Source organism: uncultured Pseudacidovorax sp. (assembly GCF_913773995.1).
GTDB lineage: Bacteria > Pseudomonadota > Gammaproteobacteria > Burkholderiales > Burkholderiaceae_C > Xenophilus.
On the sequence record NZ_CAJYES010000253.1, the window covers coordinates 1 to 13,944 of the forward strand.

Below are 13,944 nucleotides of genomic sequence, written 5' to 3' on the forward strand. Positions count from 1 at the left end.
CCAGGTGATCCGGCCACCCCAACAAAAGCCGGTGATGCCGGCGCGGCTGGTGTCGCCCCCATTGGCGGCAGCCCAGGCCAGCGCACCGTCCAGGTCGGCCATGACCTGCGCATCGGGCACCTTGGAGACCACGTCGGCCATCAGCTTGGGGATGTCGGTGTAGCCGCGCGGATCGCCCTGGCGCGCGAAGAGCTCCGGCGCAATGGCCAGGTAGCCCAGCTTGGCGAAGCGGCGGCAGGTGTCGGCGATGTACTCGTGCACGCCGAAGATTTCCTGGACCACCAGGATCACTGGCAGGCCGGTTCGTCCTTCCGGCGCGGCGGCATAGGCCGGCACGTCGAAGCCGGCGACGGTGAACTTGACCGGCCCGGCGCGCAGGCCGTCGGCCGGCGTGCGGATAGCCGTCTGCGCCGCAATGGGCAGCGTGGCGGCGGCATAGCCCACGCCGAGCGCCGCTTTCAGGGCGGTACGGCGGCTGGCGCCATCGCCCTCGGCGCGGCCGGGCCGCAGGGAATCGAAGTCGCGCTGGATGTCGTCTTTCAACATGCGGGGTCTTCCTTGGCAGTAGGGGTGTCGGAGTCTAGGGAGCGCGCGGCGCTGCGCCTGCAAAGCCCTGCGCGGTGCAGGGCCGGCCGTGCAGAGCCTTACGGGCCCACCTTCACATTACGCCGGGAAGCGCCGGGCGGATCAGTCGACGGCCGATCCCAGGCTTATCAGCGGGCCGGCACCTTGCCAGCCGACACGTCCATGATCAGCCGCGTGGTCAGGTACAGCCGCGGCGCGATGGAGTCGATCAGCACGTACTCGGCATCGGCGGAGTGCGCGCCGTAGCCCTGAAGACCGAAGCGCTCGACCACGGCCGCCTTGCCCGAGAGGCCCGCAAAGGCCGCGTCGGTGCCGCCGCCGGCCACCTTGTCGTCGGCGCCCAGCGTGCGGCCCAGCTCGCCGTAGATGCCCTGTGCATGTTTGGCCAGCGCCACCGCGGCGGCATTGGCCTCCAGCGGCGGGCGGCGACGCTCGAACACGGCCTCGACCTTGGCTTCAGGGATCAGCTGCTTCTTCACCCGTTCCTGGATGGCGCCTTCCAGCCGGTCGTAATCGGCCACCTGGTTCACGCGCACGTCGGCCATGGCCTGGGCCGAAGCCGGGATCACGTTGCGGTTGTTGCCCGCCTGCCCCACCGTCCAGTTCATCTTGAGGCCGGTGGCCGGGTCCGACAGATCACGCATCTGCAGCACCTGGTGGGCCATCTCGTAGAAGGCATTGACGCCGCGCTCCGGCGCCGAGCCCGCATGCGAGGCCTTGCCCTGCACCTTGAGCGTGACGGCACCGATGCCGGCGGTGGCCAGCGACAGCTTGTCGTCGTTGGCATAGGCGCCCTCGTGCGACATCACCACGTCATGCTCGGCGCCCAGCTTGGCGATCAGGGCGCGCGAGCCGGGCGAGCTGATCTCCTCGTCGCCGTTGATCAGCACAGTGATGCGGCCGTAGTCCTTGAAGCCCAGTTCCCTGAGCATGGCCAGGGTGTGCAGGATCACCGCGATGCCCTGCTTGTCGTCGGCGATGCCCAGTCCGTAGGCCTTGTCGCCATCGACGCGGAAAGGCTGACGCGCGCCCATGCCGATGGTGTAGACCGTGTCCATATGCGCGATGAGCATGATGCGCGCCTTGCCCGTGCCCTCGAAAGTGGCGCGCACCATCTTGCCGATGCGCTCAGGCGTGTCGCCCATGCGGTAGACCTCGGGCGACTCGGCGCTGCCGGGCTCGATCACCGACACCTGGCCGCCCAGCGCCCGCAGGCGGCCGGCCACCAGCGCCGCGATGCGGTCCAGGCCATCGAGATCGCGGCTGCCGGATTCGATGGCGACGAGTTGCGAGAGCGTGTCCAGCAGCGGCTGCTTCTGCTGCTGGGCCAGCGTCTCGATGCGCGCGTCGCGCTGGGCGAATGCGGGCGCGACAGCAACCGTCAGTGCCAGGGCGAGGATGAGGGAGCGGAGCTTAGGTTGCATGGAATCAGGGGTATTGGAATGATTCGTTCGAAGGTGCCAGAGAGCAAGGGGGCCGCGAAGCGGCATGGGGATGACGCCCATCAATGCGCCTTCTCCCAGTTCGGGCCAAAGCCGATCTCGGCCAGCAGCGGCGCTTTGAGCTCGGCCACGCCCGCCATGACGCGCGGCACTTCGGCGCGCACCCAGTCGACCTCGGCCTCCGGCACCTCGAACACCAGTTCATCGTGCACCTGCATGATCATCTTCGTGCCCAAGCCCCTTTCATCCAGCGCCTTCTGCACGGCGTTCATGCTGAGCTTGATGAGATCGGCCGCGGTGCCCTGCATGGGCGCGTTGATGGCAGCGCGCTCTGCCGCACCGCGCCGTGGGCCGTTGGGCGAACGGATCTCGGGCAGGTACAGGCGCCGGCCGAACACGGTCTCGACGTAACCCTTCTCCTTGGCGCTGGCACGGGTCTCGTCCATGTAGTTCTTCACGCCCGGGTAGCGGGCGAAGTAGCGGTCGATGTAGCTCTTGGCTGCGGTGTTGTCGATACCCAGGTTGCGCGCCAGGCCGAAGCTGCTCATGCCGTAGATCAGCCCAAAGTTGATCACCTTGGCATAGCGGCGCTGCTCGCTGCTGACTTTGTCGGGCGTGCTGCCGAAGACCTCGGCGGCGGTCGCACGGTGCACGTCGATGCCTTCGTTGAAGGCGCGCAGCAGAGCCTCGTCGCCGCTGATGTGGGCCATGATGCGCAGCTCGATCTGCGAGTAGTCGGCGCTGGCGATCACCCGGCCCTCGGGCGCAACGAAGGCCTCGCGGATGCGCCGGCCTTCCGCCGTGCGCACCGGAATGTTCTGCAGGTTGGGGTCGTTGCTCGACAGCCGGCCGGTCACCGCCACCGCCTGCGCATAGTGCGTATGGACGCGACCCGTGCGTGGCAGCGCCATCTGCGCCAGCTTGTCGGTGTAGGTGCCCTTGAGCTTGGACAGGCCGCGGTGCTCCAGGATCTTGGCCGGCAGCGGATAGTCCTCGGCCAGCTTTTCCAGCACCTCTTCGTCGGTGCTGGGCGCGCCGCTGGGCGTCTTCTTGATCACCGGCAGGCCCAGCTTGTTGAAGAAGATGTCGCCGATCTGCTTGGGGCTGCCCAGGTTGAAGGGCTGGCCGGCGATCTCGTAGGCCTGCTGTTCCAGCGCCACGATGCGCTGGCCCAGCTCGTGGCTCTGCGATGCCAGCGCGCCGGCATCGATCAGCACGCCGTTGCGCTCGATGCGGTAGAGCGTCTCGCTGCTGGCGATCTCCAGCTCATAGACGAACTTCAGCCGCTCGTCGGCCTGCAGCTGCGGCCACAGCACGCGGTGCACGTCCAGCGTCTGGTCGCTGTCCTCGCAGGAGTATTCGGCCGCCTTGTCGATGGACACCTGGCTGAAGGGAATCTGGTGCGCGCCCTTGCCGCACAGGTCCTCGTAGTCGATGCCGCTGCGGCCCGTGTGGCGTTCGGCCAGGCTGGCCAACCCGTGGGGCTTGTGCACCTCGAGCACGTAGCTCTGCAGCATGGTGTCATGCACATAGCCCTGCACCTCGATGCCGTGGTTGGCGAAGACATGGCGGTCGTACTTGATGTGCTGACCCAGCTTGTGTCGGCTGCCGTCCTCCAGCCAGGGCTTCATGCGGGCCAGCACCTCGTCGCGCGGCAGTTGCTCGGGTGCGTCGGGATAGTCGTGCGCCAGCGGCACATAGGCCGCCTCGCCAGGCGTGACGCTGAAGCTGATGCCGACGATCTCGGCCTTCATCTCGTCGAGCGAGCTGGTCTCGGTGTCGATGGCGACCAGCTCCGCCGCCTGCAGCTTGGCCATCCAGGCATCAAAGGCCGGCCAGTCGAGCACCGTGTCGTAAACGAGGTTGCTCGCACGCTCGGCTGCGGCGGCCAGCGTGCCGTCCAGCAGGCCGGTGCCCTCGCCTGTCTGCGGGCCACCATGGCCGAGCAGCTCGGGCGCGGCGGCATGGGCCTCCAGGCTCTTGGCCAGGCTCTTGAAGCCGTACTGCTCGTAGAAGTCCCTCAGCGCGTCGGTCTGCAGGGGCTGGATGGCAATGCCCTCCAGCGCCGGCAGGCCTTCCACGTGGCCGGCCAAGTCGCAGTCGGTGCGGATGGTGACCAGGCGCCGGCCCTGCGGCAGCCAGTCCAGCGCGCGGCGCAGGTTCTCGCCAGCCTGGCCTTTGACCTCCGCCGCATGGGCGATCAGTCCGTCGAGCGAGCCGTACTGCGTGAGCCACTTGGCCGCCGTCTTGGGGCCGACCTTGTCGACGCCCGGCACGTTGTCCACCGCATCACCCACCAGCGTCTGATAGTCCACCATCAGCGAAGGCGGCACGCCGAACTCGGCCGTCACACCCGCCACGTCGCGGCGCTTGCCGCTCATGGTGTCGATGATGGTGACATGTTCGTCGACCAGCTGCGACAGATCCTTGTCGCCGCTGCTCACGATCACCTCGATGCCCTGGCCGGCTGCGGTGCGCGCCAGCGTGCCGATCACGTCGTCGGCCTCCACATCGGGCACGCACAGCACCGGCCAGCCCAGTAGACGCACTACATGGTGGATCGGCTCGATCTGCGTGCGCAGGTCGTCGGGCATGGGCGCACGATGGGCCTTGTACTCGGGGTACCAGTCGTCGCGGAAGGTCTTGCCCGGCGCGTCGAACACGCAGGCGGCATAGTCGGCGCGCACCTCGCGGCGCAGGGCCTGCATCATGTTGATCATGCCCCGGATGGCGCCGATGGCCGGGCTCTTCGGGTCGCCCGGCACCGCCCGCAGGTCGGGCATCGCATGGAAAGCACGGTACAGGTAGCTGGAGCCATCGACCAGCAGCAGCGTTTTCTTCTCGGTCATCCGGCCATTTTCCCCTGCCGCCGCAACGCAGCTGTGCGCCGCCGCCTACGGGTTGCGGCAGCCTTCGACGACAGGGGGCAGCGCCTCGGAAACAAGAGGGGCGCACCTACAATCGGCCCACCATGCCTGCCCATTCCTTCCCGTCCCTGCGCGCAGCCCTGCTGGCTGCGGGACTGTCGCTCCTTCCGGCCCTCGGCCATGCCCAGACCCCGTCGCCCGAGTCGGCCTCGGCGGCCCCGGCCGCCGAATCGCAGCCGCTGGACGGCCGCCGCAACCAGAAGATCGAGCACATCACGGTGGAAGACCGCGGCGCCAAGGTGGACGAAGTGCGGTACGGCGGCGTGACGCAGAGCATCACGGTCCAGCCCAAGGACTCGGCCCTGCCCTCCTACGACATCCAGCCGACCGACGGCACGCGCCAGCGCACGGGCGCGACCGACGGCAACAGTTCCAGCGGCGGTCAGCGCGTCTGGAACGTCCTCAAGTTCTGAGCCGCCCGTGGCGGTCTTCACCGAAGTCCGGGCCGACGACGCGGCCGAACTGATGCGCCGCCTGGGACTGGGCGAACTCACCGAGCTGCGCGGCATCGAGGGTGGCATCGAGAACACCAACTACTTCGCCACTACCGACCGGGGCGAGTACGTGCTGACGCTCTTCGAGCGCCTGACGCCCGAGCAACTTCCGTATTACCTGGGGCTGATGAAGCATCTGGCGGAACGCGGCATGCCGGTGCCCGAACCCGCTGCGCTCGGCGCCCAGGGCGGCCCGCTCTTCGACGCAGCATCCCCCGGCACCGCCTGCCCGCTGCTGCACACCGTCGCCGGCAAGCCCGCGGCCGTGGTGCGCAAACTGCAAGGCCGCAGCGAGTTGGCGCCGACCGCCGACCATTGCAGCGCGCTCGGCGACCTTCTGGCCCAGTTGCACCTGGCGGGGCGTGACTATGGGCAGGTCCAGCCCAACCTGCGCGGCCTGCCTTGGTGGAACGAGACCGTCCCCGTCGTGCTGCCGCATGTGGAGGCCGCCCAGGCCGCGCTGCTTCGCAGCGAACTGGCCTACCAGAACCATGTTGCCGAGTCCTCGGCCTATGCGGCCCTGCCCCGCGGCCCCGTGCATGCCGACCTGTTCCGCGACAACGCCATGTTTGCCCATGACGGCAAGGGCGGCACGCTGCCGGTGGTCACGGGCGTGTTCGATTTCTACTTCGCCGGGACCGACACCTGGCTCTTCGATCTGGCCGTCTGCCTGAACGACTGGGCCATCGACCTGCCCACCGGCCGTGCCGACCCGGCTCGCAGCCGCGCCCTGCTCGATGCCTACCAGGCCCGCCGGCCGCTGGGCGCCGCCGAGCGCGAGTTGCTTCCCCCGATGCTGCGCGCCGGCGCGCTGCGCTTCTGGATCTCGCGCCTGTGGGACTTCCACCTCCCGCGCGAAGCCAGCATGCTGAAGCCGCACGATCCCACGCATTTCGAGCGCGTGCTGCGCGAACGGGTGCGTGCGCCGCAGGTGCCGGCCCTGCAGGCCGAACCCGTCGCCGAAACGCTGGGCGCCTGAGTGCCCCTTGCGCCGGCCCCGGCCGCCCCCTTCTCCTGCTCATGAAACTCCAAATCGTCTCGCCCCGCACCGGCGTCCAGTGGATGCGCGAGGGCCTGCGCGCCTTCCGTCGCCAGCCGATGGCCTTCTTTTCGCTGTTCATGCTGTTCATGTCGGCGATCGCGATGCTGTCGGTGGTGCCGCTCATCGGTGGTCCGCTGGCCGTGGCCCTGGGCCCGGCCACCACGCTGGCCCTGATGGTGGCCAGCGAACACACCGTCAATGGTCGCCCCGACCCGGCTGCAGGGCGGGCGGCGTCGGCGGGCATCTTTCTGCAGGCCCTGCAGGCCGTGCGCGCGCAGGCCAAGCCGCTGGCAGTACTGGGACTGCTCTATGCACTGGGCGCGTTGGCGGCGGGCGGGCTGGCCACGCTCATCTTCGGCGATCCCTTCGACGGCGCCTTCGGCAACGATGGTGCGCCGCAGGCCGAGGTAGTCCAGAGCACTGGCTTCCAGATCGCCGTGCTGGCGCGGCTGCTGTTCTATGTGCCGGTGGCGCTGGCTTTCTGGCATGCGCCCGCACTGGTGCACTGGCATGGCGTGACACCGGTCAAGAGCATCTTCTTCAGCCTGGTGGCCTGCTGGCGCAACATGGGCGCCATGACGCTGTACGGCCTGGCCTGGGCCGGCGTCGTGCTGGCGTTGAGCCTGCTGATGAGCCTGGTCGCCTCGCTGCTGATCGCCGTGAGCGGCGCAGGCGCGCTCGGCATGGCGGTGATGGTAGGTGGCTCGTTCCTGCTCTCGGCCGCCTTCCTCGCCTCCGCCTGGTTCACCTTCCGGGACAGCTTCAGCGTGGAGTGAGGGCGCGGCGCGCCCTGCACTTCATCACTCGACCGGCGTGAGCTTGGCAACGCTCAGCGCCAGCCACTTGATGCCGTGGCGGTTGAACTTGACCTGGGCGCGGGCGTCGTCGCCGCTGCCTTCCAGCGCCGTGACGGTGCCTTCGCCGAACTTGTTGTGGAAGACCTGCATGCCGGTGCGCAGGCCATGCGCCGGCGACGCGCGCTGGGGCACCGGGGCGGGGGCCGGGCTGCCGCTGGCGTAGCCGCCGCTGTAGCCCGACGACGAGAAGCCGCCGAAGCCACCACTGCTGCCGCGCGCGCCAGCGCCTGCGCCGCTGCCGCCGAACTGCCCGAAGCCTGACTGCTTGGGCGTGAGCCACTTGAGCGCCTCTTCCGGCAGCTCGTCGAAGAAGCGGCTGCGCAGGTTGTAGCGGGTCTGGCCATGCAAGAGCCGCGTCTGCGAATGGCTCAGGTACAGCCGGCGCCGCGCACGCGTGATGGCCACATACATCAGGCGACGCTCCTCTTCCAGCCCCTCGAAGTCGCTCTGCGAGTTCTCGTGCGGGAACAGGCCCTCTTCCATGCCAGTGATGAACACGCAGTCGAATTCCAGGCCCTTGGCCGCGTGCACTGTCATCAGTTGCACCGCGTCCTGGCCGGCCTGGGCCTGGTTGTCGCCCGATTCCAGCGCGGCATGCGTGAGGAAGGCGGCCAGTGGGCTCAGCGTTTCGCCCGTGTCGGCGTCGGGCGCGAGCGGATCGTCAAGCACGGGCAGGCTCGGGTCCAGCCCCTGGCTGACGGCGCTCTGGCGCAGTTCGTCCACTGGCAGGGCGACGGCGTCGCGGCCAAAGCCTTCCTGCGTGACGAAGGCCTCGGCAGCGTTGACCAGTTCTTCCAGGTTTTCCAGCCGGTCCTCGCCTTCACGGTCGGCCTTGTAGTGCTCGACCAGGCCGCTCGCGTCCAGCACCAGCTCGACGATTTCCTTGAGCGACAGGCCCTGCGTCTGCTCGCGCATGACGTCGACCTTGGCCACGAAGGCCCCGAGGTTGGCACCGGCCTTGCCCGGCAGGCCTTCCACGCCTTTGGCCAGCGACACACCGCGGCTGCGCGCCGCGTCCTGCAGTTGCTCGATGCTGCGCGCGCCGATGCCGCGGGGCGGAAAGTTCACGACCCGCAGAAAGCTCGTGTCGTCGTCCGCGTTCTCCAGCAGGCGCAGATAGGCCAGCACGTGCTTGATCTCGGCCCGCTCGAAGAAGCGCAGGCCGCCATACACACGGTAGGGCATGCCGGCGTTGAACAGCGCCGTCTCGATCACCCGGCTCTGCGCATTGCTGCGGTAGAGCACGGCGATCTCCTTGCGCTCGACCTCGTCGCGCACCAGCTGGCGCATCTCCTCGACCATCCATTGCGCCTCGGCGAAGTCGCTCGGCGCCTCGTACACGCGCACCGGCTCGCCCGGGCCCTGGTCGGTGCGCAGGTTCTTGCCCAGGCGCTTCTTGTTGTGGCTGATGAGCGCGTTGGCCGAATCCAGGATGTTGCTGAAGCTGCGGTAGTTGCGCTCCAGCTTGATCTGGTGCTGCACGTCGAACTCGCGCACGAAGTCGCTCATGTTGCCCACGCGCGCGCCGCGAAAGGCATAGATGCTCTGGTCGTCGTCGCCCACGGCCAGCACGCTGTTGCCGCCGGACGTGAAGTGGCCCAGCGCATCGGTGTGGCCGGCCAGCATCTTGATCCAGGCGTACTGCAGGCGGTTGGTGTCCTGGAACTCGTCGATCAGGATGTGGCGAAAGCGCCGCTGGTAGTGCTCGCGCACAGCATCGTTGTCGCGCAGCAGCTCATAGCTGCGCAGCATCAGCTCGCCGAAGTCGACCACACCTTCGCGCTGGCACTGCTCTTCGTACAGCGCATACAGCTCGATCTTCTTGCGGTCGTCCTCGCCGCGGGCCTGCATGTCGCCGGGGCGCAGGCCGTCTTCCTTGGCACCGGCGATGAACCATTGCGTCTGCTTGGCCGGGAAGCGCTCGTCATCGACGTTGAACTGCTTCATCAACCGCTTGATGGCCGAGAGCTGGTCCTGCGTGTCCAGGATCTGGAAGCTCTGCGGCAGGTTGGCCAGTTTCCAGTGCGCACGCAGGAAGCGGTTGCACAAGCCGTGGAAGGTGCCGATCCACATGCCGCGCACATTGACGGGCAGCAGCGCCGTCAGGCGCGTCATCATCTCCTTGGCGGCCTTGTTGGTGAAGGTGACGGCCAGCACGCCGCCGGGCGACACCTGGCCGGTGGAGATCAGCCAGGCGATGCGCGTGGTGAGCACGCGCGTCTTGCCGGAGCCTGCGCCCGCCAGGATGAGCGAATGCCCCTCGGGCAGCGTGACGGCCGCGCGCTGCTCGTCGTTGAGGTTGGCAAGAAGGGGGGAGTCGGCCGCCGTCGGCTCGGCGTGGGGGCCAGGAAAAGACATCCCGCGATTGTAGGAAGCGGGGCACGCGCAGCCCCGCGCAGGGCTGCTTACTTGGCCAGCGCGAAGCTGCCCTTCATGAGCGCCGAATGGCCGGGGAAGGAGCAGAAGTAGGTGTAGCTCTCGCCGGCCTTGAGCTTGCTCACGTCCACCGCCACCGAGTCGCTCTCGCCGCCGCCCACGACCTTGGTGTGGGCGATCACGCGGGTGTCGCCGGGCTTGACGTACTGCTTTTCCAGGCCGGCCGCGATGCCATCGTTGGCCACGGCCTGCACGTCGGCGGTCTTGGCCAGCACCCAGTTGTGGCCCATCGCGGCCTTTGGCATCTTGCCGGCGTGCTTGAGCTGCACGGTGAAGCTCTTGCAGGCCTTGGGCACTTCGATGGCGGTCTTGTTGAACTGCATGGCGTCGTTGCCTTCGATCTGCACACTGCAATCGGCGGCATAGAGGGGCGTGGAGACAGCGGCCAGCAGGACTGCGGCAACGATGAAGCGAGACGACATGGAGAGTCTTTCGGGATGCGGTTGAAGTCGGAATGCGGCCGCGCCTTCGCGAACCGCAGCGGCATTGTGCGAAGCGCACCACAGCGTCCGCATGACATGGATCAAGCAACCGGCAGTGGCCTTCGCATGGCCCCGCCGGCTTGCGCCGCGTCAACATCGGCCGTTTGCACGCGGCAGACACTGAACTCGCATTCACAACAGAGCACAGCGTATGTCCAGACTGTTCGCCCTCCGGGGCACCACCCTCCTCATTGCCGCGCTGCTGAGCGGCGGCGCCTTTGCCCAGAGCACCTCCACGCCTGAAGGCAACTGGCTCGTGCGTGCACGCGCCGTTCGGCTCGATACGGCCAACAAGTCGAGCGCGATCCCCTCCCTGGCAGTGCCGGCCGACGCCATCCACGTCAACGACAAGACCATCCCCGAGTTGGATGTGAGCTACTTCTTCACGCCCAACATCGCGGCCGAGCTGGTGCTCACCGTGCCGCAGAAGCAGCGCGTGACCGTCCAGCAGAGCGCCCTGGGCGGCCCGGTGGACATCGGCAGCTTCAAGCACCTGCCACCCACGCTGATGCTGCAGTACCACTTCCTGCCCGAGGGCACCTTCCGACCCTACGCGGGCGTGGGCCTCAACTACACGCGCATCAGCTCGGTGCACCTGGCGGTGCCGACGGTGGGAGCCCTGTCGCTCGACAAGAGCAGCGTCGGCCTGGCCGTGGGCGCGGGCGTGGACATCAAGATCGCGCCGCAGTGGTTCCTGAACTTCGACGTGAAGAAGGTCAAGATCGACTCCGACGTGCGGCTGGGCTGGCAGACCGTCTCGAAGGTCAAGATCGACCCGTGGCTGGTCGGTGTGGGCATCGGTTACCGCTTCTGACCCAGAACCCCCGCGACAGCCTCACAACCTTGCACTGATAGAGGCTATACGCGAACCCATAGGCCGCTCGATCCGGAGCGCGCCTACACTCAATCACCGGGCCCAAGATTCTTGCGCCCGGTTTTTTTGTGCCCTGCGCCTGCTCGATGGCAGCGGCACGAGACGACCGGCCAGGCCAAGCGCTCATTCCTTTCGTTCAACCACGATTCCTGGAGCCTGGACTGCCATGCAGATCTTCGATTACGACAACGTTCTGCTCTTGCCGCGCAAATGCCGCGTCGAGAGCCGCGCGGAATGCGACACCACCGTGCAGCTCGGCAGCCGCCGATTCAAGCTGCCGGTGGTACCCGCCAACATGAAGACGGTCATCGACGAGGCGCGCTGCCTGTGGCTGGCGCAAAACGGCTACTTCTATGTGATGCACCGCTTCGACCTCGACAACCTGGCCTTCACGCGCCGGATGAAGTCGCAGGGCGCGTTTGCGTCGATCTCGCTGGGCGTCAAGGACGCCGACTACCAGACCGTGGATGCGATGGCGGCCGAAGGCCTGGTGCCTGATTACGTCACCATCGACATCGCGCATGGCCACGCCGACAGCGTGCAGCGCATGATCGGCTACCTCAAGCAGAAGCTGCCGCAGACCTTCGTGATCGCCGGCAACGTGGGCACGCCCGAGGCCGTGATCGACCTGGAGAACTGGGGCGCCGACGCCACCAAGGTCGGCATCGGCCCCGGCAAGGTGTGCATCACCAAGCTCAAGACCGGCTTCGGCACAGGCGGCTGGCAGCTGTCGGCGCTCAAGTGGTGCGCCCGCGTGGCCACCAAGCCCATCATTGCCGATGGCGGTATCCGCGAGCATGGCGACATCGCCAAGAGCATCCGGTTCGGTGCCACGATGGTCATGATCGGCTCGCTGCTGGCCGGCCTGGAAGAGAGCCCTGGCGAGACGGTCGAGGTGGACGGCAAGCGCTACAAGGAGTACTTCGGCTCGGCCTCGGACTTCAACAAGGGCGAGTACAAGCACGTCGAAGGCAAGCGCATCCTGGAGCCGGTGCGCGGCACCTGGGAAGGCACCCTGCGCGAGATGCAGGAAGACCTGCAGAGCGCCGTGAGCTACGCGGGCGGCAAGCAGCTGATGGACATCCGCAAGGTCAATTACGTGATCCTTGGCGGCGACAACGCGGGCGAGCACCTCTTGATGTGAGCCGCAACGCTGCGCCTATAATCGCGCGATTGCGTTGGGGGGGTAGCTCAGCTGGGAGAGCGCCGCGTTCGCAATGCGGAGGTCGGGAGTTCGATCCTCCTCCTCTCCACCAACACTTCCAAACCCGTTGATTCGTCAACGGGTTTTTTCTTGGGTGCTCGGCGCTCATGCCTGCAACGGCGCCCGCAGATCGTCCGGAATACTGACAACACCGCCCTCTTCGTGCCCGGCGCTTCGGTGCCCCTGGACGCAACAGGAGCGGCGCATTAGTCAACGCCCTCCGCCCACTCCTGCAGAATCGCCTCGAACAGGAACTACCGTCCTGCAGGCGCGGGTGACTCGATGGTCACCGAACCTGACCCTGCCCGGTCTCGGCCGTCGCCTGCCGACCGAATTCGACCGTGGATGCACCGAATATTTCGCTGCGATTGCGGCCTTTGGCTTTTGCACGGTACAGCGCCGCATCGGCCGATCGGAGCAATTCGCGTGCATTCGCGCCGTGGGTGGGGTAGACGGAAATCCCGCAGGACAAGGTGCCGTGGATCGCGCCCTCGCCCAAGACCAGCGGCGTTTGCAGGAACTGACTGCGCAACTGTTCGGCACGCCGCATTGCCGCGTCGGCGGTGCAGCCCGGCAGCAGAATCACGAATTCCTCGCCCCCGTAGCGGTATACCAATTCCTCCGGCTGCGCGGCCGTCTGCATGATCGATGCCACTGACTTGAGGACTTCGTCGCCCACATCGTGGCCGTAGCGGTCATTGACGTTCTTGAAATGGTCGATGTCCACGATGAGCAGCGCAAGCTCGTGCCCCTCAGCCTGGGCGGACTCGATCGCGGACGGCAGTGCCTTTTCGAGATGCCGGCGGTTGAACAGTCCCGTCAGCGGATCGCACATGGTCTGCTCATAAAGCCTGGCCTGCAGTGCCTTGATTTCCTCGACCTGCGCGCGAAGCTTCATTTCACTGGCGTGCTGGTACATGGCACGTCGATAGCCATCGAGCGCGTAAGTGACGAAGAACAGCGTCAGCGACACCATGGACAGCGCGGTCGTGCGCAGATCGGTGTCGAAATGCGTGCCGCTCCAGTTCCCGGTGAGGGCCACCATGCCCGCACCCAGCCCCATGGCACCGAGAACCATCGGCAAGCCGCGCAAACCGTAGAACACCACCATGTGCAGGCAGGCGCCGGCAAACATGGTGAAAGAGATCCACAAGGGAAAACCCAGACCCGCCATCCAGCAGCCGGCCCAGAAGCCGTCCAGCAACTGGTTGCGATGTTCGGCCTTGCGCTGATCCTCCGACCGCACCGCGGCGAAATAGGCGAACTGGGGATAAAGAAGGAACTGGAGCGCCAGAAGCGCCCAGGCCGTGAAGGACGCGCCTACCACGGCAAGGTGTGATCCCACCGCCAGGAACAGCAGCACATAAAAAATGCCCCTGTTGCGCCGGTTCATGCTCACGAGCCAATAGACGCGTGGCTTGCCACGGGAAAGCTGGCCGAATGAGTAAGGAAAAATCTTCACGGTCGGACCGACGCGCACGCACTGGCGAGGTCAGGTGCATCACGCCGCAACGCCTCGGAACGACCGCCATGCGGCGCGCGATTTGTGAACTTTCGTTGAATTTGCATGCAGCCACGATTCTGAGGCATGTCGGGCTGCG

At 67.0% G+C, this 13,944-nt stretch carries 11 protein-coding genes and 1 tRNA gene; 6 read left to right on the forward strand and 6 right to left on the reverse strand.

Annotation, left to right across the window (positions count from 1 at the left end):
* From QZ772_RS24710 to polA, 3 genes are all read right to left on the reverse strand, one after another.
* Positions 1-546, reverse strand: a 546-nt coding sequence (locus tag QZ772_RS24710) for a dienelactone hydrolase family protein (protein WP_295532396.1), incomplete at its 3' end; no start/stop codon positions are given.
* A gap of 167 nt (positions 547-713) precedes the next feature.
* Positions 714-2,009: a M20/M25/M40 family metallo-hydrolase gene (locus QZ772_RS24715; RefSeq protein ID WP_295532398.1), complete on the reverse strand. Its 1,296-nt coding sequence runs from the start codon at positions 2,007-2,009 to the stop codon at positions 714-716.
* A gap of 80 nt (positions 2,010-2,089) precedes the next feature.
* A complete protein-coding gene (gene polA / locus QZ772_RS24720; protein WP_295532400.1) occupies positions 2,090-4,876 on the reverse strand; it encodes a DNA polymerase I in 2,787 nt (928 codons plus the stop codon).
* A gap of 122 nt (positions 4,877-4,998) precedes the next feature.
* On the opposite strand from polA, the gene QZ772_RS24725 reads away from it, so the two are divergent.
* Genes QZ772_RS24725 through QZ772_RS24735 form a run of 3 tightly spaced genes read left to right on the forward strand, consistent with a single transcriptional unit; the run spans position 4,999 to position 7,266 of the window.
* Positions 4,999-5,367: a hypothetical protein gene (locus tag QZ772_RS24725; RefSeq protein ID WP_295532402.1), complete on the forward strand. Its 369-nt coding sequence runs from the start codon at positions 4,999-5,001 to the stop codon at positions 5,365-5,367.
* A 7-nt stretch (positions 5,368-5,374) separates the two neighbouring features.
* On the forward strand, positions 5,375-6,427 hold the full coding sequence (locus QZ772_RS24730) for a homoserine kinase (RefSeq protein ID WP_295532404.1): 1,053 nt from the start codon (positions 5,375-5,377) through the stop codon (positions 6,425-6,427).
* A gap of 41 nt (positions 6,428-6,468) precedes the next feature.
* Entirely contained in the window at positions 6,469-7,266 is a 798-nt protein-coding gene (locus QZ772_RS24735; RefSeq protein ID WP_295532406.1) for a BPSS1780 family membrane protein, read from the forward strand.
* Between the two features lie 24 nt (positions 7,267-7,290).
* On the opposite strand, the gene QZ772_RS24740 is transcribed toward QZ772_RS24735, so the two are convergent.
* Positions 7,291-9,705: a UvrD-helicase domain-containing protein gene (locus QZ772_RS24740; RefSeq protein ID WP_295532408.1), complete on the reverse strand. Its 2,415-nt coding sequence runs from the start codon at positions 9,703-9,705 to the stop codon at positions 7,291-7,293.
* Between the two features lie 47 nt (positions 9,706-9,752).
* A complete protein-coding gene (gene azu, locus QZ772_RS24745; protein WP_295532410.1) occupies positions 9,753-10,205 on the reverse strand; it encodes an azurin in 453 nt (150 codons plus the stop codon).
* Positions 10,206-10,416: 211 nt separating this feature from the next.
* On the opposite strand from azu, the gene QZ772_RS24750 reads away from it, so the two are divergent.
* The 3 genes from QZ772_RS24750 (at position 10,417) to QZ772_RS24760 (ending at position 12,395) form a co-directional block, all read left to right on the forward strand.
* Positions 10,417-11,079, forward strand: a complete 663-nt coding sequence (locus QZ772_RS24750; RefSeq protein ID WP_295532412.1) for an OmpW family protein — start codon at positions 10,417-10,419, stop codon at positions 11,077-11,079.
* A 226-nt stretch (positions 11,080-11,305) separates the two neighbouring features.
* Entirely contained in the window at positions 11,306-12,283 is a 978-nt protein-coding gene (locus QZ772_RS24755; protein ID WP_295532414.1) for a GMP reductase, read from the forward strand.
* Between the two features lie 36 nt (positions 12,284-12,319).
* A tRNA-Ala gene (locus QZ772_RS24760) sits at positions 12,320-12,395 on the forward strand.
* 234 nt (positions 12,396-12,629) lie between these two features.
* On the opposite strand, the gene QZ772_RS24765 is transcribed toward QZ772_RS24760, so the two are convergent.
* Complete coding sequence (locus QZ772_RS24765; RefSeq protein WP_295532416.1) at positions 12,630-13,805, reverse strand: sensor domain-containing diguanylate cyclase; 1,176 nt, start codon at positions 13,803-13,805, stop codon at positions 12,630-12,632.
* Positions 13,806-13,944 lie beyond the last annotated feature (139 nt).

What these genes read in the sequence shown, in the direction of transcription:
- QZ772_RS24755 (WP_295532414.1), top strand. Translation starts at nt 11,306, where the DNA reads ATGCAGATCTTCGATTACGACAACGTTCTGCTCTTGCCGCGCAAATGC.
- QZ772_RS24725 (WP_295532402.1), top strand. Translation starts at nt 4,999, where the DNA reads ATGCCTGCCCATTCCTTCCCGTCCCTGCGCGCAGCCCTGCTGGCTGCG.
- QZ772_RS24735 (WP_295532406.1), top strand. Translation starts at nt 6,469, where the DNA reads ATGAAACTCCAAATCGTCTCGCCCCGCACCGGCGTCCAGTGGATGCGC.
- QZ772_RS24740 (WP_295532408.1), bottom strand. Translation starts at nt 9,705, where the DNA reads ATGTCTTTTCCTGGCCCCCACGCCGAGCCGACGGCGGCCGACTCCCCC.
- azu (WP_295532410.1), bottom strand. Translation starts at nt 10,205, where the DNA reads ATGTCGTCTCGCTTCATCGTTGCCGCAGTCCTGCTGGCCGCTGTCTCC.
- polA (WP_295532400.1), bottom strand. Translation starts at nt 4,876, where the DNA reads ATGACCGAGAAGAAAACGCTGCTGCTGGTCGATGGCTCCAGCTACCTG.
- QZ772_RS24750 (WP_295532412.1), top strand. Translation starts at nt 10,417, where the DNA reads ATGTCCAGACTGTTCGCCCTCCGGGGCACCACCCTCCTCATTGCCGCG.
- QZ772_RS24715 (WP_295532398.1), bottom strand. Translation starts at nt 2,009, where the DNA reads ATGCAACCTAAGCTCCGCTCCCTCATCCTCGCCCTGGCACTGACGGTT.